A 23934-nucleotide genomic window follows, 5' to 3' on the forward strand; every position below is an offset into this window, starting at 1 on the left:
CGCTAAAGTTTTATTTCATTGTCATCGATCAGTTTTGCATCACGTGTGTTTTTTTGGACGGCGATAGCTGAAAAAATACTCAATGAGAAGGACATGGCATAGAATCCTTTTTCACTTAGGAGCAGATCCGCATTCCATAAGCCTACAGTTAATAGCACGACGGCGGCAATTGTTGCAAACCAACTTAAACCATAATATAACTCGGTAACTGCTAGTCCTTCTGCTTTATCTCTTACACTTTTTTGAACGGAGATAACGGCAAATAGCGCAAATAGTAAAATTGTAAAATAATACCCTTTTTCATTTAATGCCATTGTTGCATTCCATAAGCCTACACAATAGCCAACGGTACCAACCAATAGTGCGGTCCATGAAGCTCCGATAAAGGCGCCTGTTGGTTTAAAGGGGTTTCTTTTGTCTAGATTTCTTTCAGCTTTTTTTTCTTCAATCATGTTTTTTAGCGGTTCCATAATTTTCTTGTTTTAGTTTTAATTTGTTGTTGTTTTATGATTCAAATATCCATAGGAACTAATTATTTTAAAACTTGATTTTATAGGAATACTGACGATATAATTTTGTTTAATATATTTGTTTAATTCTAAATTTAAGCTATGGCAGACGCGATATCAGATTTAATATTACTCCTAAATAAAGATGATATTAAAGATTTTAAGGCCTTTTTGAAACGAAAGAACAAGCGTAATGATGTGAAAAATATCAAGCTACTTGAGATTATAGAAACTGATGATATAAATAAGCTGAAAAAGTTATATGACCCCATTAAAAATCGGGATGCTTATCACGCATTGAGAAAGAGGCTTCATGATAGTCTATTGTTTTTTCTTTCAAATAAGGTTTTTGAGCGAGACAACAGTGAGGCTCACGAGGCGTTGCGATTATTTGTTGTGGGTCGTTTTTTGTTGGAAAGTCAGTTCATCAAGATTGGATTTAAATGCCTTCAACGGGCTGAGGAAAAGGCTCTTGTTCTTGAACAGTTTAGCTTGTTGAATGAAATCTTGCAAATCAGACTACAATATGCCCATTTAGATTTGAGTGTCAATTTGGAATTGCTTATCGATCGTTTTACCGAAAATCAGCAAAAGTTGCAGCGGGAAGCGAAATTTCAGATAGCCTATGCACTATTACGTTCTGAACTGCAGGCTATTCATTTGAAAGCAAAAATAGTTGATCTCAATAAGTTGATTTTGAGCACGCTGAGCAAATATAGGATTTCTTTGGATGATCTTTTATCGTTTAAATCACTCTATCAACTTTTGCATATTGCGAATGAGTATGCCGCAATACATCAAAACTATGCACTGGTTCGTTCTTTTTTAAAAACAGCGGACAATTTTTTGATGAAATATGAGGAGCAATCGGCGCACCACCTGTTCTACTATCTCCATATTTTATATTATCTGGCTAACTTTAATTTAAGAAACGGACTCTTTAACGAAAGTATAGCATATTTAGAGCGCTTGGATAGCGTTTTATCTCAAGGAAACGCAGTTTTTCGTGCCCAATTCCAGCTGCGGTACCATCTGTTGATGGCATTGAATTTCCATTACCTTGGCGATGGAATAAGAGGTCTTTCCATATTAAGGGCGGGGATTAAACAAGCCGCAGCAAAATCAAACGAGGTTGATCTTGCAGATCTACAGTTGTGTTTGGTGATGTTCTTAACACAATTTGAAGATAAAACAGCATTGGTTGAGCTTCGAAAATTGATTCGAAGAGATTCTTGGTACGAGAAGAAAATGGGTATGTTGTGGACAATTCGGAAGAGTCTGCTCGAAATACTAATCCATATACAATTCGATCACATCGATTTGGCAGCCTTGAAATTAAAAAGCTTTATGAGTAGATATAAAAAGTACTTGCTGCGTGTAACAGAAAATAGAGTGATTGATTTTGTTAAATTGGTGGAGAAATATCTTTTAAATCCTAGCGCTATTCAAGTGAAGTCCTTTCGGGAAGCTGTTGAAGCTCTGGTAAAAAATGAGGAAAATAAGGATTTGTTTGTTATGGGCTTTCTTGCTTGGCTAAAGGCTCTCGTTATGTCTCAAAATCCGTATCAGGTTTTATTGGGTTTGATCAAAGAAGATATATACGATAATTAGTAATAGATATGTAAGATGATCTGTTTCTTTGAGGAATCAATTAGGTCCTGTAGTCTTTTGTAGAATTCGACGTTTACCATAGGGCAGCCTTCGCTGAGGCATACTGGATCAACTTGTTCATCGTAGGGCATGCGGTCATATTTGTGTAGAACGATGTCTCTAGCATATGCATTGCTATTGGAGCTATCTAAGCCATATAATTTATACGCCTTTCCAAATTTCCCATTATACGAGCTGCCGATAGCATAGCTACCTAGCGACGTTGCATGAGAGTTATCCGTGTTGCTGAATTGCAAATGGTTCTTTTTTCCGGTTTCAGAACCGGATCCATGGGCCACCAGGCCCTGATCAAGAATCCGATCTGTTTTTAGATCGACGACAAAAAAACGATTTCTTCCCGAGGGTCTTTTCATATCCAAGAGAAAGGATATGTCACTATTGTACTTTTTGTTGTTTGTGATGCGTTTTTTTACTTCCTTTATTGCCATCGTATAGCGGAAAGAGTCTGAAGGGGCATTTTCTTCCTTATCAACAACGGCCAAAAGCGTGTTCCTTTGAATGGTTTTGTATGTGATAAGGCCAATGCCAAGGATAATAATCAAAAGAATGATTTTATTCATATAAATAAAGCATAATTCATCAAGTACTTTTGCTAGAACTTATGTCAGTTGTGCAAGAAACCTATTCTATTTGTTTATAAAATCGTTCGAAGGTTTTCCAGTATTTATCTTTGTAGATGCTATAATCAATTTGAAGAATTTCCCTGTATTGTTCGATTAATCGATCAATCGTTCGTGAGGCTTTTCGGAATTCTGTACAAGCTAAGTAAATTTCCCTTAGACTATCGGCGGTTTCTCTACCGATGTTAAGAAATCCAATATCATTTGGAAGACTGTTCATTAATTCTTCTTCAAATTTATCCATTAAATCGTAGATTTCCTGATCGGGCATACCATTGGTTGCCGTTCCGTCATAGCTAATCTTTAATGTAACTATCCAGGGGTGAGAAGCTTTTCCATCCCAGTCTAATAAGGTCGTATTTATGATGGCAAATATGGGTAAGTCATTCTCCAGGATGCCCTCAAAAGCAGTATATGTGTCATCCGATGCCCGGTGTCTAACGTCGGTATATTTTTCCACAAATTCTTTTTCCCGCCAGATCAAATAGTCTTTTAATTTAAATAGGGGAATCAGCTCTTCTGTTGCAAGCTCTTTTGAGGTTACATTCAGGTTGTCTATGGCTATGATCGAGTTCAATTCACCGATGTAATTGTCGAGAAATATTTCTATACCATGGGAAATATTGGCTTTGTTATCTTCCGTAAAATCGGGGTGAACAATAACAATATCGACTTCATCCGGATGATATTTATGTTGAATGGGATAAAAATACATATCCTTGATGTCGAAAGTGAAGCCATACATCGTGATTTTGAATTTTTCCATATCCGCAATAGCGGGTTTTAATGCTGTAAATTTCCAATGCGCTAATACTGGAGCAGAAGCGATCAGATGTTCTACGAATGCGATATTTTTAATGGCACCGTCTGGGGTGATCACAAGTTCCGCAGTGTTATTGTCGTACATTCCCGTTAGGAAATATAGCTCCTTGCGAAGAGCATCGATCTTCGGCGAAAGTTTGCTGAAAAAATGCTGATCAATTTGTTCTCCAGCCTTGACGATTTGAAAAAATGCCTGTTCGTTTTTTTTAAACCAATCCCAAAACTCCGTTATACTGTCCTTTTTATTTTCTTTTTTACCAAAAATATTATTCAAAAATCCCATAATTAATAGCTGTTTGATTGAATAATCAACGTGCGTATCTGTTACTCAAAGCGTTTTTTATAACCGTAGCGGAGAAAATGATCCGAATGAAACCATCATGAATACCTCTGCTCCTAAATTTAATTATATAATTACGATCCGGCAAGGGAATTTAAGTTTAAAAAAAAATGAACAAACAATTGTGTAGGGAGTTTGTTAGGATTATTGTTGGAATTAATAAATTAAAATTGGTCTTATGAAATTGAGCAAATTAACATTTTGTCTATTGGCAACTACAGTTGCACTTTCCTTCACGGCCTGCAAATCGGGTTTGTCTGATGATAAGTTGGAAGAAAAGATCGAAAATGCACTTACCGGACGTAAAACAGTCGATGTTGAAGTTGAAAAAGGTAAAGTTATCTTAAGTGGTACAGTTGCTTCCGAAGAAGAAAAGCAACAAGTGGAATCGATTGCTAAAACAGCAGGTGATAAAGACGTCAAGTCTATTCAAAACAATATTATCGTTAGCGCACCAGTGTCTTCAACGCCAGCTCCTATTGAGGTGTCCAATAATGATGCGGTACTTGGCGCAGCAGTGAATACGTTTATGAAGGATTTTCCTACAGTACAGGCCAGTGTAAAGGACGGTGTGATCGCAGTTACAGGTACTTTGGAGCAAGCTAAGATAATTACTTTAAAACAAGGTTTGGATAACTTAAATCCCAAAAAAGTAGATTTAAGCGGTATTGTTGTCAAAAAATAAACTAGTGAAATTATGTCATTGCAGGAAAAATATAAGGTTCTTTTAGATACGGCACAGTCTTCAGGTGTAAATGACTTGAACTATGCCGAAATGGATGGCGTATTACAAATTCGTGGTACCGCACCAACAGCAGATGTCAAAAATAAGCTCTGGGAAATCTACGGTAATATAGATCCTAATTTCCAAACCGGAGATGTGGTCTTAAATGTAGATGTGGCTACAGAAGTGCCCGGAAGCCAGGTGAAAGTTATAACAGAAAATAGCAATTTGAACATTCGAAAAGGTCCTGGTACAGACCAGCCTATCGTGGGAAAAGCAGCTAAAGGTGAAATCATTACGTTAATTAGTAAGGCTAATGATCAATGGTGGTTGGTCAGAACCAAAGATAATGAAGAAGGGTATTGTTATGCACAATATTTAGAGTCTGTTTAGTTCTCGAATGTTATTCATACGATTGGTACAAGTACCAATTGGCTTTGAAAAAAGGGGAGTTGTTTATCAATAACTCCCCTTTTTTTATTTCACGATTAAGCTTGTCTGTTCTGCAATATGAAGGTACTACAGCATCTATCGTATTGGGGAATTGTTTGGAAAATCAACTGTACTTTAATTTTTGGTGTAATAATTGTATTACTATGATTGCAACAATTTTATTACATTATGTCGAAATCACGTTTTATCCTATTATTATGCTTGTGTTTAGCTGTTCAGTTGGGAGTTGCACAAGAGTATGTTCGATTAGATAAAGATAGCTATGAGCTTCATCTATCAGAACATCCAAAGGATACGATAAGGATACTTGAAAAAGGTAAAGAAACGAAATTGAAACCTGGTAAATATATTCTGCAAAGGAATCAATTTTTGGGACTTTCCAATGCATTTATTACCATTAATCAGGATGGCATTGTCGACGGTGATTTTAAAATTGAAAGAGATGGGCGGCAAGGTGATGTTATTGTACGGCATGGTGTGCTGGAGCAAATGAATGTTAAATCTGCTGCCTTGCCAGACTTTCAATACAACATAACGGATAGTTCGAGTGTGCAGCGTAATTTTAAGAACGGGAAAATCAGTCAGGAAAAAACAGTATTCTATCGAGGTGCAAATAGTGGTAAAAAAGTAACAAAAGTCTTCTTTGATAATTATTATACGGTGGAAAATGATTTTGACCATACCAGAGCTGCCTATCGTTTAGACAATACGTTAATGTACCACGCCAAATTGAATTGTGGAGGGCAGGTACAGGAATCAAAGTCATTTGATGCTAACGGTCAATTACTAAAACATACCTACCGAAAAGCTAAAATTGATTACACGGATCTGTATCAGAATAATAATCTCGTGGAGCGGACATATAACCTTAATAATTGCTTTTACCAGGAGTATTTTAAGAATTCATTACTAGTGCAAAAGGTTGTAGAGAAAAAGGATAAAGGGAATACAGAAAAGTATGTTTACAATGGAGCAGGAAAACTGATAAACAAAAATACTGGCGGATAATTTAAAAATGTATAGCCAAGCAAGTGTGGATGCGAATATTTTTGCATTTTTAAAATATAGCGCTACCTTTGTCAAACAATGAAGAAAATGAACAACATATTACGTCTTCCATTTTTCTTTAATTATTATCGCCCGATAATCGTTCGGGACCCCTATGCCTATTAAATTAAGAAATTCAATTATTATTTATAGCTAAGCCCGAACGTTACGTTCGGGCTTTTTTTATTTTATATCACACCATGTTAAAAGAGTTAGCAGAAAATATCGAGATTATTTTACCAAAGGAGGGACTTGCATCGAAGTTAAAGGAGGCTGAAGAAAAGAACCGACCATTGATTATCAAACTTGGTTTTGATCCAACAGCACCGGATCTTCATTTAGGGCACGCTGTAGTGTTAAAGAAACTACGGCAGTTTCAGGAACTGGGGCACAAAATCGTGATCCTCGTTGGTAGTTTTACAGCCCGTATCGGCGATCCTACAGGAAAAAATAAAGCGCGTAAGCCTTTGTGCCAGGATGCGATCGCCCACAATGCGGCAACCTACATTGCGCAACTGTCTAAAATCATTGATGTTTCAAAAGCGAAAATTGTTTTTAATGGAGACTGGTTGGATCAACTAAATTTTGCAGAAGTTATCCAACTGGTATCGAAAGTCACTGTTGCACAGTTGATGCAACGACATGATTTTAACAAGCGTTTTAACGAAAATCAATCAATAGCCATGCATGAATTGCTTTACCCGATATTGCAGGGTTTTGACTCAGTACATGTCAATAGCGATATCGAAATGGGGGGAACGGACCAGCTATTCAATTGCGCGATGGGCCGACAGCTGCAGCAATCATTTGGACAGGATCCACAAATCGTATTGTGTATGCCGTTATTGCGCGGGCTGGATGGAAAAGAAAAAATGAGTAAATCATTAAACAATACAATCGGTCTTTTGGATGAACCGAATGAAATGTTTGGTAAAACCATGTCTATTCCTGATCATTTAATTCCGGAATATATTGACTTGACTACTGATTTCAATCAGGAAACCAAACTTAGTATGAAAACCCGTATTGAAATGGGCGAAAATCCAATGGAAATTAAGAAACTTATTGCACATAATCTAGTCGCCCAATACCATAGCGACGAGTTTGCGACCAGCGCGGTTGATTATTTTGTTAAGCAATTTCAGCGCAAGAAATTGGAAGAAAAGGTCTTTGAGGAGGTATCGGGTCAACTATTGCGCGACCAGTTTGGTGAACAGGTTAAGCTGGTCGATCTATGTCATTTCCTAAAGGGGGGAACAAAGTCAGCTACGCGAAGATTGATTATAGGTGGTGCGGTGCAGATCGGCTCCATAAAACAGCTGAATCCGGAGCTAATGGTTGATTTGAATGTGTGTTTTAAAATTAAATTAGGAAAAAGAACTTATTTTAAAGTTATTTAGTAAGGTTTGCGAGGGTATGCTTTTGTAATATTTTGCTAAAAGCCGTAAATTAACGTAAAGGTTCTTTCTTAAACCATAAATAATTTCTACCTTCATATAGGAGTCTCATACTTTATTTTCATACCAATTATAGATGGAAACATATAATAACATTGTTTTGGAGCGGTTGCCCAAACATTTGAAACGCTATGTAGTAGCCCAACGATATGAACGTTACACCGCACTGGATCAAGCATTGTGGCGTTATGTCATGCGTCAGAATTATTCTTTTTTGAAAGACGTAGCCTATTACCCCTATATTCCTGGATTGAAGAAAGCGGGATTATCCATTGCGACCATCCCGAACCTACAGGACATGAACGATAGTCTAAAATTAATTGGCTGGGGGGCAGTGACAGTGGATGGGTTTATTCCGCCGGCTGCTTTTATGGAATTTCAGGCACATCGCGTACTTGTTATTGCTGCAGATATTCGTCAATTGGAACATATTGAATATACGCCGGCACCAGACATTATTCACGAATCTTCGGGACACGCACCTATAATTGGTGAGCCAGATTATGCAACATATTTGCAGTATTTTGGGGAGGTTGGCACGAAAGCACTTTCTTCGGGCAAAGATTTTGAACTCTACGAAGCTATTCGTCACCTATCTATTTTAAAAGAACATGCAACAACCACTGCGATTGAGTTGGCGGAAGCAGAGAAAAATTTGCAGATCATTCAAGATAATATGGGCGAGCCTTCGGAGATGGCATTGTTGAGCAGATTACATTGGTGGACTGTGGAGTACGGACTTATTGGGGATCTTCATAACCCCAAAATTTACGGAGCCGGTTTACTGTCTTCCATTGGAGAAAGCGCAAGCTGCATGCAAGAAGATGTGCCTAAGTTGGCGTATGGTTTAAATGCAATCGAATATCCTTATGATATTACCAAACCACAGCCACAGCTATTTGTCACACCGGATTTTGAACATCTAAAGCTCGTATTGGATAAATTTGCTGATACCATGGCTTTTCGCGTAGGGGGCAAACAGAGCCTTGACAAGGCAATAGACTGTAAAGCTGTTTGCACGGCTGAATACAGTTCCGGTTTGCAGGTGTCGGGTGTTTTTAAGTTGGCCAACGCGGATAGCAATCTCTCTTATATCCAAACACTGGGACCTACAGCTTTGGCTGTAGCGGGTAAACAGCTTGAAGGCCACGGCATAAATTATCATAGCGAAGGGTTTGGCTCTCCGGTGGGACACTTGCGCGGTGCCGATCGTAACTTAGCCGATTTTGATGAAACAACATTGGCTCAATATGGTATAGCGGAAGGGCAGCAGTGTTCGTTAAACTTTGCTTCAGGGATTATTGTGTCAGGAATTGTTCAACAGATTGTACGTCAATTGGGCAAGATTGTTTTGATTTCATTTACAGGCTGTGAGGTATACCGTAGCAATGGGGAAGAGGTTTATTTTAAACCTGAATGGGGAACATATGATATGGCTGTCGGAGCAGAAATTGTATCTGTATTTGCGGGCGCTGCAGATAAAGATGCCTATGATTTGGTTGAGGAGCATTTGGATCAGGCTCTATCTTCAGTACCTACCGAAACGGAAGATGTTAAACTAGTGAAGTGTCATGCTGCGATACGGAATTTGCGGGACAACGGATTTAATCAAAAGATCTGGCTGGAAATTTTCAGTCAATTGGGGCCGGAAAATGCAGATCATTGGTTAGGTTTGGTTGAATTATTTGAAATTGCCTGGGCTAATGATGAAGAGCAATTATCTACTCAGGCCGAACAGAGGCTCTTGGAATTTATTACCCTATATCCAAATTTGAAAAAACTGATTTGCGATGGACTGCGTGTTGCTAAAGAGGAGGCTTTAAATAACCACTAAAATATCAGCTGAGCAATAGGAAAACTAATTGGTCTTTAGCATTGAGTTCTAGAAAATAGGACGGTCTAAGAGTTTGAACGTACTATTTTCTGGAACTTAATTATACTATCCCCTTAATAAAATTTGCCACGCTTCATGAAGTTTGCCTTCATCTAATATTTGGGCAGCGTATTCGTGAACTTTTTGCGTGAATTTTGATGGGCTATCTTCGAAGTTTAGCTTCAGATAGTTGAAGTATTTATCTTCTTGCTGTGGGTCTTTTAATGTGGGCCGTGTTTCAACATTAGCCAGCAAGCCCAGGTGATTTCCGGTTAATATATTCGAAAATCTAATTTTTTCTGGAAGTTGATCTATGCCAATTCCCAAGCTACGGAGGGGCTTCGGTACAATAAATAAGTTTTCGTCCGTTACACGACAATACCAGTCCCCACCGAGCCTTGCTACCAAATCCAAATCTTTTTGTTGAATGGTATTGTTCTCGCCCAATAAGTGTTTATGAACATGCATATAGAGGATCTCGGCGATAACGAGATTGCCAGCTCCGGGCTCATTGCTTAATGCGACAACCTCTCTGACCCTGCATTCCAGCTGGACTGGGGATTCGGCTACACGTGGTGGTGCCACCTGGATGGAGGGGATAGGCGTAAAACCCGACTTATCAAATTCATTTATCTCCTTGGCATATTCGGTACTGGCAAGGGATTGTTGCTGGACCATATCGTAGTTAACAATATTGATGACAACTTCATTAACCTCCTGGATATTATCCAATGTATGTTTGGTACTACCATCTCGCATCCTTCGCAATGGAGAGAAAACACAGATTGGCGGCTGATGGGACATCAGGTTGAAATAGCTGAAGGGGCTTAAATTTATGTTTCCCTTGCTATCGATCGTGCTCGCAAAACAAATTGGCCGCGGTGCAACAGCGTATTTAATTAAATTATCTATAATAGCTTTGTCTTTTACAGATTCAAAGGTGATGGTTTCAAAAGAAGAGGTCATATCCGTATATTTATGAGTGGTATAATACAATAGAATTGGAAAGTTTTCCGAGCGCCGTGATTTCAAGTTCAATCTCATCGCCAAGGCTGAGCCACTGGTCTTTATGATTAGGATCTGCTATGCGTGCGGTACCATTGAGCTCAAGAAAGCAACCTGTTCCGACTGTCCCAGAACCGATTATATCACCTGGGTAAAGTTGTACACCATAGGAAACCCGCTCAATAATTTCTGCAAAAGTCCAATGCATGCTCGCAAAATTGCCCGCTGAGACTTGCGTGCCGTTCACTTTACAAGTCATATCGAGCGCATAACAGTCACCAATATGTCCTGCTGCAGGTTGAACTTTATAAGGTTCCAATTCATCCTTTGTCACCAAGTAAGGGCCAATTGCGGTTGCAAAATCTTTGCCCTTGGCAGGACCCAAGCTCAATTTCATTTCGTCCATTTGAAGTTTTCTGGCACTAAAATCATTCATGATCATATAGCCTGCAATATACTCATCCGCCTGAGCAGCGGGAATGTTGATTCCTGGTTTATTGATGGCTATTGCAATTTCTAGTTCGAAATCCAGTTGATTTAAATGCAGGGGCATGCATTGAACGGGCCCAGGTCCTTGTATGGACTGATGGTTGGAGAAATAGAAAACAGGAAATTCATCAAATTCAGGGATCATATCTAATCCGCGGTTTCTTCTCGAGGTTGCGACATGCTGTCGAAAAGCGTAAGCATCACGAAAAGATGCTGGCTGTGGCACCGGTGCGATGAGTTGGATGTCATCTAGTAGATGATAGGGCCTGTTCATATCCCCTCGACGTAAAGCACTTTCAAGGATTTTTAGCTGATTCATGGCCTCTTTGCTACCTTTGAGGAAGTCCGACATCGTTGTGGGAAGGTTTTGATCGATGGCTGAGCAACTATAAAAGCGGTCGTCTATAACAATGCCCAATTCTTGTTGACCATTTTTACTGCTAGTGGCAATTCTCATATATGAAGTGTTCTATTTGGTTATTCAATGTTGTTAGCATTCAACACAAATATATTGTATAAGATTTGAAAAAAATATTTCTTCTCTTGAAAACAGAAAAATATTCTTACCTTTATTATAGCATTATAAACTATAAAAAAATGATCAATCGTGGTGTACATCGCTTTGCGTTCTCCATGCCCTATGTTGCTTTTAATAAAGCAATCATAGCTGATATCGTTTTTGCACAATACTAATCTTCTCTTTTACTACTTGCCGATCATTCTATTGGCAATTTGGATATTCATTTAATTTTATAACCGTTTAAATCGTAGAATTATGCCATTTTATGTTAAACAAGGGCAAATTCCAATGCAGCGACATACTGTTTTTAGAAAGCCCGATAACACACTTTATGCCGAGGAATTAGTATCCACACATGGTTTTTCCAGCCTTTATTCCTTAGTATATCATTGTCATCCACCCACACTCGTTAAACAAATCAGGGAACCTTATGATGTGTCGCCCCGAATTGCCCGCGACAAACATCTTAAGCATACCAGCCTAAAGGGATTTCAGGTGCAGGCAAAAGATGACTATCTCGAAAGCAGGACCCCTGTGTTGGTTAATCAGGACTTACATATATCCTTAGCAGCCCCCCGTCGGTCGATGGATGACTATTTTTATAAAAATAGTCAGGCAGATGAGATTGTCTTCATCCATCAGGGGATGGGAAAACTAAAGACTGGATATGGGAGTATTTCCTTTAAGTATGGCGATTATTTGGTAATCCCCCGAGGAACGATTTATCAAATGGAATTTGAACAGGAAGATAATCGGTTGTTTATTGTTGAATCATTCTCTCCTGTACGTACGCCCAAACGTTATCGCAATGAATTTGGTCAATTGATGGAACATGCGCCCTTTTTTGAGCGGGACATTCGGGTACCTCAAAATTTGGAAACTTTTGATGAACTGGGTGACTTTGAAGTGAAGATCAAGAAGCAGGGTATGATTTATCCGTATGTTTATCGGAGCCATCCATTTGATTTTGTTGGTTGGGATGGCTATCATTTTCCATGGGCATTTTCAATTCATGATTTCATGCCGATAACAGGCAAATTGCATCAACCGCCACCCGTTCACCAAACCTTTGAAACGGATAATTTTGTATTATGCAGTTTTTGTCCGCGTATGTATGATTATCATCCGCATTCGATTCCTGCACCATATAACCATAGTAATGTAGATTCGGATGAAGTCCTATATTATGTGGATGGCGATTTTATGAGCCGAAAATCCGTGGAAAAGGGACAGATAACGTTACATCCAGGTGGCATACCCCATGGACCTCATCCGGGGACGGTGGAAAAAAGCATTGGGCAAGTTAAAACCGAAGAGTTGGCTGTGATGATCGATCCTTTTCGACCATTGATGTTGACCCAAGAAGCACTCGCTATTGAAGATCCAGATTATTATAAATCTTGGATGAGTTAGGGAAAATAAAAGAATAACCTTTATATAAATTATGGCAAATACATTTGCGGAAAAGATTGCCCAAGCGCAAGATTTTCTACCGATTAATGGAACAGATTATATTGAATTTTATGTTGGCAATGCCAAACAGGCCGCACATTATTACAAAACAGCTTTTGGATACCAGTCGGATGCCTATGCCGGGCCGGAGACGGGCGTTCGGGACCGGGTATCCTACGTGTTAAGACAGAATAAAATACGTTTAGTGCTTACCACGGCGTTGAAATCAGAACATCCTGTAGCTGAACATGTTAAAAAACATGGTGATGGTGTCAAAATATTGGCTCTTTGGGTCGATGATGCACGAAAATCATTTGCAGAAACAACAAATAGAGGGGCTCAAGTCTATCAGGAGCCACAGCTGCTGCAGGATGAAAATGGAGAAGTTTGGACCGCGGGCATTTATACCTATGGCGAAACGGTCCATATGTTTGTTGAACGCCGCAATTATTCTGGCCCATTTATGCCGGGATATGAAAAATGGGAAAGCGATTATAACCCAACAGAAACTGGGTTACTCTACGTTGATCATTGTGTCGCTAATGTCGGTTGGAATAAGATGAATGAAACTGTAAAATGGTATCAGGATGTGATGGGCTTTGTCAATATTTTATCTTTTGATGACAAGCAAATTAACACCGAATATTCGGCTTTGATGAGTAAAGTAATGAGCAACGGAAATGGCTTTGTGAAGTTTCCGATCAATGAGCCTGCCGAAGGAAAGAAAAAATCGCAGATAGAAGAATACCTTGAGTTTTATGAGGGTGAAGGTGTACAACATGCGGCTCTGGCAACCAAAGATATTGTGGCAACCGTGCGGGAACTTAAAGCAAGGGGAGTAGAATTTTTGGGTGCTCCTCCCGAAGCATACTACGATATGTTGCCCGAGCGAGTTGGAAAAATTGATGAAGAGATTCGGATCATCCAAGAACTGGGCATTCTAGTTGATCGTGATGAAGAAGGTTATTTGCTACAAATTTTTACAAAACCGGTAGAGGATAGACCCACTTTATTTTATGAAATCATCCAACGTAAGGGGGCACAAAGTTTTGGCGCAGGAAATTTTAAGGCTCTTTTTGAAGCAATCGAACGTGAACAAGAACGCCGAGGAAACTTATAGCAGTATGGAAGGGATGAAGGAACTATTGGGCGCTTTTGAGCATAAAAGCCCTGAAATTGTTTTCGAATGGAAAGATAGTGAAACTGATGCCAGGGGATGGATTGTTATTAATTCCTTACGTGGAGGTGCGGCCGGCGGAGGTACCCGAATGCGGGCTGGATTGGACAGGCATGAGGTAGAATCTTTGGCAAAAACAATGGAGGTCAAATTTACGGTATCTGGACCTGCAATAGGGGGCGCGAAATCTGGAATTGATTTCGATCCACACGACCCAAGGAAAAATGAAGTGTTGGAACGTTGGTTTAAAGTTGTCACGCCGTTATTGAAAAACTATTATGGAACCGGTGGAGATCTGAATATCGATGAAATTCATGATGTCATTCCGTTAACGGAAGAATATGGACTATGGCACCCTCAAGAGGGAATTTTGAATGGTCACTTTAAGGTGAATGAAAGCAATCGTATTCATCAAATTGGGCAATTGCGTTATGGGGTCTCCAAAGTATTGGAGGATAGTTCCTACAGCCCGGATCTGAAACGTAAGTACAAAGTGGCAGATATGATCACGGGTTATGGGGTGTCAGAGTCAATTCGTCATTATTATCAACTTTTTGGTGAAAATTGCTTTGGGAAGCGAGCGATAATTCAAGGTTGGGGTAATGTTGCTGCCGCAGCGGCATTTTATCTGTCTAAACTTGGTGTAAAAATAGTTGGTATAATTGATCGCGTCGGCGGACTGATCAATCCGGGAGGATTTGGAGAGGAAGATATTACCCGTTTGCTTTTAGAACGCAAAGGTAATGAGCTTTGTTCTCCGGATTTGATTTCTTTTGATCAGATACAGAAAGAAATATGGAGTCTGGAAACGGATATTTTTGTGCCTGCTGCGGCCTCCCGTTTAGTGTCAAAAGATCAGATCCAACAGCTGATAAATCATGGGCTTGAGGTGATCGCGTCAGGTGCCAATGTACCATTTGCAGATCAGGAGATATTTTATGGTCCTGTGATGGAATTCGCAGATCAGCATGTTGCGGTTATACCAGACTTTATTGCCAATTGTGGTATGGCGAGAGTATTTGCTTATTTAATGCAACGTAACATCGAAATCAGTGATGATGCAATTTTTTCGGATGTTTCCAGCGTAATTTTTGAAGCACTAAAGAAAATTAGGTCGGTTTCTTCTGAAAAGACTCATATTTCATCGAGAGCATATGAAATTGCATTAAAACAGTTGGTAGAAACCGGAAATTAACCGTATGAGGCTGAATTCTAATTTGCTTTTACCGTAACGCTATAAAAAAAACACTTGAAGCGGGGAACTTCAAGTGTTTTTAACTAACCAATTATTAACCTAAATTTATGAATGCTTAAAACAGTGCAATACCTATGCCAAAACTTATTTTCTTAGCATGAACATATTGTCATTTTTTTGTTATTAAAATTTCTGCCTGAAGTTCGATTTTTTTTGAAATTTTGTTGAGAGATCAAAACAGCGTAGACCCAAAGAAAAATCGTTGTACAGTTTTGAAAAACTGATGCTCATCGGTGATTTTTTCTGTTTTGTATTTGTTTTAACGTGTTGATAAACAAAAACTCCTGAAGCGGGGAGCAACAGGAGTCTTCCTAACCAATTATTAACCTAAATTTATGAAAAGTACCTATATAACGTAGTAAGTTCAAAAAATGTTTCAACTGATTGTGGTTTTTTTTACTTTTTAACATTTTTTGACTATTTACTGTTTATTTTCAATAAAATGTACTACTATTTATTTTGTTTTCCTTTTAGGGGAAATAAAAAACCTGCTAGCGGGGACTAACAGGTTTTTTATAAACTAACTAAATTATAACCTAAATTTATGAAACTATTGAACAATATTCAAGAAAGATGCCAATGTGCTGAAACCGTTGGCTGTTTAACGATTTTTAACAGCTCTTTTACGGACAAGATGGGGAGCCCATAATACTGCAAGACAATCCATTTAATTTTCAAACCTTTTATTGCTCATAAGCGTTTATCTAAGCAAAAAGGGCAGCGATCAATGCTGTCTGTTTGACGCAAACTGTTTAAAAAAAGGTACATGTCTTTAACATATCGCTATCAATTTGAAAATGACGATAGCCCATATTGGGCTTTTGCCATTCATGATGGCCATCAGGTCGATGCGCATTTAATGCCCTACATGAATATTGCAGACGAGGAACGATTACGCGAAGAGGATCCTTATACAGCTATTTTGGCGGAATTACCTTGTAATCGATTTGTATCTGGAACTTCCAGGTTTCAATTGGATCTTAATCGAAAACGAGAAGATGCTATTTATCTTTTGCCTGAGCAATCTTGGGGGATACAGGTATGGCGAACAGATCTACCCAATGAACTAAAAGATCAGCTGTATGCTGCCTATGATAGCATGTATGAGGAAATAAGCCAAGCTATTCAGCGTACGATTGATCGTTATGGCTATTTTATCGTGTATGATATTCATAGTTATAATATGCGTCGCGGGGGACCTCAAACTAGTGTGAATAATGCCGCCGACCCTCAAATCAACATTGGGACACAACATAATCACGAAAAATGGCGAATGCTGACTGATCAGGTACTGGAAGTACTACAGACTGGAAAAGATGGACAAGTTTACGACGTACGTGAGAATGTGAAGTTTAAAGGCGGATTCCTTTCTGCGTATTTGAATGATAAGTTTGGCGATAAAGGCTGTGTTTTTTCTATCGAATTTCGGAAAGACTTCATGGACGAATGGACCGGAGAAGTATTTCCGCAAAAGCTTCAGGAGTATAAACAACTTCTTTTGCACAGCATTGGAACACTGGAAAATTATTTTGCCTATGAAAGATAATGCGAAACAACTTGCCGGCATTTTAAAAATGATCAAAAATAAGGAGGTTTTCCACGTACAGATTCCCCCAAAAAACAAACTGGTCTTTAATCAAGTTGTTCCTTATCTGTTTTTATACAGACAGTTTTTCAGTCAAGATCCTATGCTGGCAGAGTTGGTTAAATCAGAACCAGCTTATTTTAGGGTAAGAGATCCGCAGATGAATGTTTCTGAATGGATCGCTCCAATCCTCAATCAACTTGTCGAAGAGTTTGGTGCTTGTTTGATTATTGAAGCTTGGGCAGCAGATCCGGCACAGGAGGAAGATATCCAAATTCATATTGCGCGGAAAAATGTACAGGCTATCGCTCAGTATCTAGGTAAGCAACTGCTCACAGAAGAATCGATTTCCAAAGTGGAAATACTGACAGATTCCAAAACAAATGCAACGCAAAGTTTATCTCCTTCGAGCGTACAGTTGGATAACCTGAACACCAATATATTTTACATGGGGCTGGAGATAAAACCGAAATACCTTTTAGGGATAAATCAGCAAATTTTACCGATTGATCTGCGTCATTTCCGTGAGGCCATATCCAGGAGTCTGTCGAAAACATTCTTTGAATTCATTCGCATACATACCTTATCTAAACCTACGGCATTTAAAATAAGCCAGCCTAAAAAGATGCTTCCTTTAGCTTGGGAGATTGATCAGAAATTGGCGCGGGAAAGCCAACGATTTGATTTTTTATTATTGGTTACGCCAACAAATTCGTATGATGCCTGGCAGCAATTCAAGAAAGGAAATTACCGGAAAACCCCTGTTTTTCGCTATAGGCCCATGCCCATTGATCCAGATATTATCAAGAGAAACCTCTATAACTTGCATATCGAAGATTTATTTGATCCTTCCATTGCTTATTTGTTTCGTGATAAACGCAAGGAGCTTGATCAGATGATGACCATGCTGAGTGAGCGGGGAAAAGAAGGATTTTTGTTGGGCAGCATGCAGGTCTTTGGTACTGTCAATGAAAAATTACTAGAAAAGGCACAAGCAATTTTGACAATTACAACAACGGATCGAGAAGTGAGAACGAAAGAAGAGGACATTGTCTATGCCGAGGAATTTGCCAAGCTTGCCCAGGAAGAATTCGATTATCTGAAAAACCAAGATCCAAGCTTTGGCACCACAGTGAGGCTACGGGATGATATTTATGGTGTGATGGTCAATCAAGGTGTACTCAATATAAGTAAGCAGTATAGTCTGCCGCGGAATAGGGTCAAGGCACTGATTCAACATGAGGTCGGTACACATATCGTTACGTACTATAACGGCAAGCAACAGCCGTTCAGTCTCTTTCGATTAGGGGTTCCCGGTTATGAAAAACTTCAGGAAGGCCTTGCTGTACTTGCTGAGTATTTGGTAGGGGGCCTGACAAATAATAGACTACGTATTCTGGCAGGCCGAGTTATCGCTGTCCATCAGATGCAGCAAGGCGGTTCATTTATTGATACATTTTCCGTCTTGGTAGACAAGTATCAATTTTTGCCAGAAACAGCTTTTCAAATGACAATGCGGGTCTATCGAAGTGGTGGGCTTACCAAAGATGCATTATACTTGAGTGGTTTAATCGAATTGACCAATTATATCAAGAGTGAACGAGATCTATCCCTGTTGACGATGGGTAAAATCCGCGAAGATTATATACCAATCGTAGAAGAACTTATGTTAAAGGGGGTATTGAAAGCCCCGACCTTAATCCCAAGGTATCTAATGGATCCATACAAGGATGCCTTGTTACACCTCAAAAAAAGTAATGGAATATTTCAAATGATTCAGTAATCAGATATTTTATATGAAGATAGCATTCGTGATCAACCAAACCCATAAAGAAACTGCTCGTTTCACGACGACCCTTTTGGCGTTGAAGGCCCATCAGATGGGGCATGAAATTTATTATATTGGCTTGGCCGATTTCTACTATGAGTCAGCCTATATTGCCGCCCATGTACGAAAAGTACTTCCTGATCAGATGCTTACTTCTGCTAATCAACTCATGGAGGTATTGCGCACAACGGAAAAAACTAAAATGATTTTGGAAGATATGGATGTGGTCTGGCTACGATTTGACCCAGTCCTGGATATGGTTAACCGACCTTGGGCTGCAGCTTCGGCTCTACAATTTGCCGCTCTCCTAAAAGAAAAAGGTGTATGGGTTATCAATGATCCAGATAGCCTTAGTCGGGCTAGCAATAAGTTGTATCTTGAGGGATTTGATGAATCTATTCGACCGAAAACAATTGTAACCCGAAACTATACCGATGTCATTGAATTTTTTGAACAACAGAATAAACTTATTATTTTAAAACCCTTGAAGGGCTCCGGCGGTAAAAACGTGTTTTTAATCAATAAAGATAATCAGCAAAACCTCAAGCAAACGGTAGAGGCTATTGCCCGGGATGGTTATGTGATTGGCCAGGAATATCTTCCGGAAGCTTCCCGCGGTGATATCAGATTCTTTTTATTGAATGGAGAACCTATTTCGATCAATGGTAAATATGCTGCTGTTCATCGTGTACAACAAGGGGACGAGATTCGGAGCAATGTGCATCAAGGTGCAAAGACCCAAGCAGCCATTATTTCACCGGAGTTATTGGCTATGGTCGATAAGATCCGAGATAAATTAGTTCAAGACGGAATGTATTTTGTCGGTTTGGATGTGGTAGGAGATCGTATTATGGAAATCAATGTATTTAGTCCGGGTGCATTATGCCAGGCGGAAGAAATTGTAAAAGAGGATTTTTCGGCGCTTATTATAAAAAAATTAGCGGAGAAGGTTGCTTTCAGGGAACGAGGTTGATAAAAGTTGGCTTGAGAAAATCTGTGTTGTAGAAATCCGATGGAGTAGTGTAATGGCGATTTCTGGTAATTATGAATTTGAAATGAATTACATGGATTAAATTCTTATTATTTTTGAAAAAAGAAAAATATGCTGATTATCGATTCTCCATCTCACAACGCCTATTTTAACATCGCTTCAGAGGAATATTTATTGGGTAAATTTCCGAAAGAGGATATTTTTTTACTCTATGTAAATGACCCTTCAATTATAGTGGGTAAATTTCAGAATACCTTGGCCGAAATCAATCTTGATTATGTAAACGAGCATCAGATTAAGGTCGTGCGACGAATGTCTGGGGGTGGTGCCGTTTATCATGATGCTGGGAACTTAAATTTTTCTTTTCATACCTTATTGGGGAATCATGATTTTATGGATTTTTCGACCTTTACACAGCCAATTGTACATGTTTTGAACAAATTGGATATCCCCGCAAAATTAGAAGGTAGAAATGACCTTCTGGTAGATGGGAAGAAGTTTAGTGGAAATGCCAAGCTTGCAAAAAATGGGAAGATGATCCAACATGGTACGATATTGATAGATTCGCAGATGCAGGTATTAAGCGATGCTTTAAAGGTCAATCCATTGAAGTTTGTAGATAAGGCGGTAAAATCGAATCGCGCACGTGTCACCAATTTAATTGAATATTTACCTGCTGGTTTTACGGCTGGAAATTTTAAAGAATTACTGATAGAAGAGATAAAACTTGAGAATCCGGCAGCTAAAATGATTGAGTTTACCGCTTCGGATAGGGAAAATATAAAAAAATTGGTTGAAGAAAAGTATGAAACATGGGACTGGAACTTCGGTTTTTCACCAAATTATAACTTTAAAAAAGCAATTAAGATCCCTGCAGGATTTATCGAGTTACACCTGGATGTGCATAAAGGATATATCGAAAAGGCTAAAATTTTTGGTGATTTTTTTGCATCCCGATCAATTCATGAACTGGAAAATTTATTGATTGGTGAAAAGCATGACCTAGGAGAGATTGATACCTTACTGAAATCAATTGATTTGAAGACGTATTTTGGTAAGGTTGATTCCGCTGAAATTCTTACCTTATTTAAATAGAAAATGTAATAGCCCTCTACGGGTGTTAATTCAGAGATCTATGCCTTGGAACCCAACAGTATATAATCAATTTAAAGATATTCGTTTTAAACCGTTTTACGATTTATCTGAACTAGTTACTGCCGATAAAATTGAACATGCAGTTGATTTGGGTTGCGGTACAGGTGAACAAACAGCTATCTTAAGCGAACAATTTTCTCAAGCGACCTTTCTTGGGGTAGATTCTTCTGCGGAAATGCTTTCTAAAAGTCATCAGTTGGAAACTGAACGTCTAAAATTTAGGCAAAGTTCCGTAGAGAACTTCCTTGCAGAGCCGAAAACCTGGGATCTTATATTCAGTAATGCTGCTTTACAATGGTTGGAAGATCATCAGGTTCTTTTTCCGAAAATTATTTCCAAATTGAATGCTGGCGGGCAATTGGCTATACAGATGCCCTATCAACAAGAAAATATACTCAATAAGATTTTATTCGAGCTTAGTATGGAAGAGCCCTATCGATCCTATTTAAAGGGCTGGAATAGGGCTTCTTCGGTATTGGATATCGATTCTTATGCACAGTTGTTATTTGACAATGGCTTAGATCAATTAAACCTATCACTTCGTGTATATCCACTCATTGCCCCTGATGCTGAAACGCTTTACAATTTTATCGCGGGGTCTGCGTTGATTCCCTATATTGAACACTTGGAGGAAGAGAAGAAACCGCTGTTTTTGGCAGCGTTTAAAACGCGGATCAAAAAACATTTCGTCAAATTTCCAGCGATATACTCTTTCAAGCGTATTTTATTATATGGGCGTAAAAGGTAATTTATACGCCGATTAAATCGGCCCATTGGGCTTGTGTAATTTTGATCAAGTCTGCCGGGTTTAAAATAATTTGAAGCCCCCTTTTCCCCGCGCTCACCGAAATCGCTGTCTCCAATTGTGCGGCCTCTTCCATAAAGGTTGGAAATAGCTTTTTCATACCAATTGGTGAACAACCACCACGAATATAACCGGTCACCGTTAAAAGGTCTTTCATGGGGAGCATTTCACAGTTTTTATTTCCAGAGGCCTTCGCTATTTTTTTTAGATCGAGCTGTGCGTTTCCGGGAATTACGGCGACAATATAAGGATCTTTGTTCCCTTTTAAGACTAAGGTTTTATACAGCGTCTCTGGTGATAGGCCTAGAGTTTGGGCGACATGCTCGGCACTGACGTCCTGTTCGTCAATCTCATATGCTCTGAGTTCGTATTTTATCTTTGCTGTGTCCAACAGCCGAACGGCATTTGTTTTACTCGACATACCCTAGCCTGGCTTTTTTTGTGTTAAAATAGGTCGTTATGGCATCTAGCGAATATGTATTCAAGCAGTTGCTTGCTTGCAGACCGCCCTTTTGAGCCACTAACACACCATATTGCATATCGTGCAAGCCCTCTGTACGATGGGCATCGGGATTAATAGAAAGTAAAACTCCTTTCTCCACGGCGTAACGGTGCCATCTCCAATCAAGATCTAATCGCAGAGGATTTGCATTTATCTCGATGACAACGCCATTTGCTGCACAAGCATCGATGACTCTTTTAAAATCTAAGGGATATCCGGCCCGGCTTAATAACAATCTTCCTGTTGGGTGGCCTAAGATTGTCGTATACGGATTTTCGATTGCTTTGATTAGTCGTGTTGTAGCTTTATCTTCGTCCATTTTCAGATTGGAGTGGACAGAGGCAACAACGAAGTCAAACTTAGCCAATACCTCATCTGGATAGTCTAGCGAACCGTCACCTAGAATATCAGATTCAATTCCTCTGAAAATCTTGAACGGGGCTAGTTTTTCGTTTAATGTGGCAATTTCATCCCATTGTTGTTCCAATCGTTCAATGGAGAGACCGTTGGCATAGACTGCTGTTCTCGAGTGATCACATATACCTAAGTATTCAAGACCCAGGACTTCTTTACAATGTACTGCCATTTGCTGAAGGCTATGAACACCATCACTATATGTCGAGTGATTGTGGAGTGTCCCCCTGAGATCTTTGTATTGAATCAGCTTTGGCAACGTATGGTTTTGAGCCTGCACGATTTCATTCAATCCCTCCCGCAATTCGGGTTCAATATAATCTAAACCTAAGTTGCGGTAAATTGCTTCCTCACTGGAAAGTGAAGGGAGATCTGGTAGAATATTAAACAGAAGGTCGAGGTGTGCAGTGGATCCTGTACTAAGAATCAGGTCCCGATAAAAATCATTAATATTACTGCTGAAGACTTTGAACGTAAAGCCCAATTCATCGGTCAGTTCTATGGAGTTTTCTGTTTTTTCCACTAAAGTAAATCCAGCAAGGAATTTCTCTACGTTGTCTATACTTTCGGATATTAAAAGATCTACGGTACTCAAAACTTCGCATTTTCTTCTGAAATCGCCTGTAAATGATAGGAGGGAAGAAGGAAAATGCAATTTCAATTCGTTGAAAAATTTTTCTGCCAGCGGAAGTACTTTCGCATATAAAAACCATCCTTTGTTGGAGATTGAAAACTCAATGGATTTTTTGATGTCTTCCTGCGTTTTAAGGCCAAATCCTTTTGCCTCTACGAGACGATTTTCGTTACAGGCGTAAAGTAATTCGCCTACACTTTCAATCTCGAGTTCTTTCCAAATAATTTGAATCTTTTTGGGGCCCAGGCCTTTAATATTTAACATTTCAACAATACCCAATGGTGTTTGTTCAACAAGCTCCTTAAGCTCTTTAAAAGTTCCCGTGGCTGCGACCTCTTTGGCTTTTTCAGCTGTGCTTTTTCCTATTCCAGGCTGTGCACTCAAGTCTTCGAGACTGGCCTCTTCAATACGGAAAGGTAGCTTGTCCAACTTAAAAGAGGCACTTGCGATGGATTTTGTTCGAAAAGGATTTTCGTTGTGAAGCTCCATCAATTGGCTACATAATTTGAAAATTTTTGAGATCGCTTTATTGTCCATCGTAATTGAATTGTTAAGCTACAAATATCTTAAATTTTAGGTCAAAATAACAATTCAAATATGGATATT

21 protein-coding genes are annotated in these 23934 nt (G+C 39.1%); 14 read left to right on the forward strand and 7 right to left on the reverse strand.

Going from position 1 to position 23934, the window contains the following annotated elements; genetic code table 11:
- Window positions 1–2: 2 nt before the first annotated feature.
- Complete coding sequence (gene yiaA / locus AAH582_RS08240; protein ID WP_046675653.1) at window positions 3–470, reverse strand: inner membrane protein YiaA; 468 nt, start codon at window positions 468–470, stop codon at window positions 3–5.
- 141 nt (window positions 471–611) lie between these two features.
- On the opposite strand from yiaA, the gene AAH582_RS08245 reads away from it, so the two are divergent.
- Window positions 612–2120, forward strand: a complete 1509-nt coding sequence (locus AAH582_RS08245; RefSeq protein ID WP_343321788.1) for a hypothetical protein — start codon at window positions 612–614, stop codon at window positions 2118–2120.
- Here AAH582_RS08245 and AAH582_RS08250 read toward each other — a convergent pair.
- Together AAH582_RS08250 and AAH582_RS08255 are read right to left on the reverse strand one after the other, a co-directional pair.
- Window positions 2117–2740: a murein L,D-transpeptidase catalytic domain-containing protein gene (locus AAH582_RS08250; RefSeq protein WP_343321789.1), complete on the reverse strand. Its 624-nt coding sequence runs from the start codon at window positions 2738–2740 to the stop codon at window positions 2117–2119. The genes AAH582_RS08245 and AAH582_RS08250 overlap by 4 nt on opposite strands.
- 61 nt (window positions 2741–2801) lie before the next feature.
- A complete protein-coding gene (locus AAH582_RS08255; protein ID WP_343321790.1) occupies window positions 2802–3905 on the reverse strand; it encodes a DUF695 domain-containing protein in 1104 nt (367 codons plus the stop codon).
- Window positions 3906–4140: 235 nt separating this feature from the next.
- Here AAH582_RS08255 and AAH582_RS08260 point away from each other — a divergent pair, with 235 nt between their 5' ends.
- From AAH582_RS08260 to AAH582_RS08280, 5 genes are all read left to right on the forward strand, one after another.
- Window positions 4141–4647 (forward strand): BON domain-containing protein, encoded by a 507-nt coding sequence (locus AAH582_RS08260; protein ID WP_046675657.1) that lies wholly within the window; start codon window positions 4141–4143, stop codon window positions 4645–4647.
- A 12-nt stretch (window positions 4648–4659) separates the two neighbouring features.
- Window positions 4660–5079 (forward strand): SH3 domain-containing protein, encoded by a 420-nt coding sequence (locus AAH582_RS08265; RefSeq protein ID WP_046675658.1) that lies wholly within the window; start codon window positions 4660–4662, stop codon window positions 5077–5079.
- A gap of 228 nt (window positions 5080–5307) precedes the next feature.
- Window positions 5308–6147, forward strand: a complete 840-nt coding sequence (locus tag AAH582_RS08270) for a hypothetical protein (RefSeq protein ID WP_343321791.1) — start codon at window positions 5308–5310, stop codon at window positions 6145–6147.
- Between the two features lie 239 nt (window positions 6148–6386).
- Window positions 6387–7586, forward strand: coding sequence for a tyrosine--tRNA ligase (gene tyrS, locus AAH582_RS08275; protein ID WP_343321792.1), 1200 nt, complete (start codon window positions 6387–6389; stop codon window positions 7584–7586).
- Window positions 7587–7719: 133 nt separating this feature from the next.
- Entirely contained in the window at window positions 7720–9477 is a 1758-nt protein-coding gene (locus AAH582_RS08280; protein ID WP_343321793.1) for an aromatic amino acid hydroxylase, read from the forward strand.
- 105 nt (window positions 9478–9582) lie between these two features.
- On the opposite strand, the gene AAH582_RS08285 is transcribed toward AAH582_RS08280, so the two are convergent.
- A complete protein-coding gene (locus tag AAH582_RS08285; protein ID WP_343321794.1) occupies window positions 9583–10482 on the reverse strand; it encodes a flavin reductase family protein in 900 nt (299 codons plus the stop codon).
- 10 nt (window positions 10483–10492) lie between these two features.
- Complete coding sequence (locus AAH582_RS08290; protein ID WP_343321795.1) at window positions 10493–11467, reverse strand: fumarylacetoacetate hydrolase family protein; 975 nt, start codon at window positions 11465–11467, stop codon at window positions 10493–10495.
- 318 nt (window positions 11468–11785) lie between these two features.
- On the opposite strand from AAH582_RS08290, the gene AAH582_RS08295 reads away from it, so the two are divergent.
- From AAH582_RS08295 to AAH582_RS08330, 8 genes are all read left to right on the forward strand, one after another.
- A complete protein-coding gene (locus AAH582_RS08295) occupies window positions 11786–12943 on the forward strand; it encodes a homogentisate 1,2-dioxygenase (protein WP_343321796.1) in 1158 nt (385 codons plus the stop codon).
- Between the two features lie 31 nt (window positions 12944–12974).
- On the forward strand, window positions 12975–14102 hold the full coding sequence (gene hppD, locus AAH582_RS08300; protein WP_343321797.1) for a 4-hydroxyphenylpyruvate dioxygenase: 1128 nt from the start codon (window positions 12975–12977) through the stop codon (window positions 14100–14102).
- Window positions 14074–15354: a Glu/Leu/Phe/Val dehydrogenase dimerization domain-containing protein gene (locus tag AAH582_RS08305; RefSeq protein WP_343321798.1), complete on the forward strand. Its 1281-nt coding sequence runs from the start codon at window positions 14074–14076 to the stop codon at window positions 15352–15354. Before hppD ends, AAH582_RS08305 begins: the two co-directional genes overlap by 29 nt.
- 826 nt (window positions 15355–16180) lie before the next feature.
- Window positions 16181–16960, forward strand: a complete 780-nt coding sequence (locus AAH582_RS08310) for an N-formylglutamate amidohydrolase (protein ID WP_343321799.1) — start codon at window positions 16181–16183, stop codon at window positions 16958–16960.
- Window positions 16950–18782 (forward strand): flavohemoglobin expression-modulating QEGLA motif protein, encoded by a 1833-nt coding sequence (locus AAH582_RS08315; protein WP_343321800.1) that lies wholly within the window; start codon window positions 16950–16952, stop codon window positions 18780–18782. Before AAH582_RS08310 ends, AAH582_RS08315 begins: the two co-directional genes overlap by 11 nt.
- A gap of 13 nt (window positions 18783–18795) precedes the next feature.
- Window positions 18796–19800, forward strand: a complete 1005-nt coding sequence (locus AAH582_RS08320) for a glutathione synthetase (protein WP_046675667.1) — start codon at window positions 18796–18798, stop codon at window positions 19798–19800.
- Window positions 19801–19929: 129 nt separating this feature from the next.
- On the forward strand, window positions 19930–20913 hold the full coding sequence (locus AAH582_RS08325) for a lipoate--protein ligase (RefSeq protein WP_343321801.1): 984 nt from the start codon (window positions 19930–19932) through the stop codon (window positions 20911–20913).
- 40 nt (window positions 20914–20953) lie between these two features.
- Window positions 20954–21721 carry a methyltransferase domain-containing protein gene (locus AAH582_RS08330; protein ID WP_343321802.1) on the forward strand — a complete coding sequence of 256 codons (768 nt, stop codon included), beginning with the start codon at window positions 20954–20956 and terminating at the stop codon, window positions 21719–21721.
- 1 nt (window position 21722) lies between these two features.
- Here AAH582_RS08330 and ybaK read toward each other — a convergent pair whose 3' ends face one another.
- Window positions 21723–22199, reverse strand: coding sequence for a Cys-tRNA(Pro) deacylase (ybaK, locus tag AAH582_RS08335; protein ID WP_046675670.1), 477 nt, complete (start codon window positions 22197–22199; stop codon window positions 21723–21725).
- Window positions 22189–23865 (reverse strand): helix-hairpin-helix domain-containing protein, encoded by a 1677-nt coding sequence (locus AAH582_RS08340; protein ID WP_343321803.1) that lies wholly within the window; start codon window positions 23863–23865, stop codon window positions 22189–22191. Before AAH582_RS08340 ends, ybaK begins: the two co-directional genes overlap by 11 nt.
- Window positions 23866–23934 lie beyond the last annotated feature (69 nt).

This window comes from Sphingobacterium multivorum (genome assembly GCF_039511225.1).
Classification (GTDB): Bacteria; Bacteroidota; Bacteroidia; order Sphingobacteriales; family Sphingobacteriaceae; genus Sphingobacterium.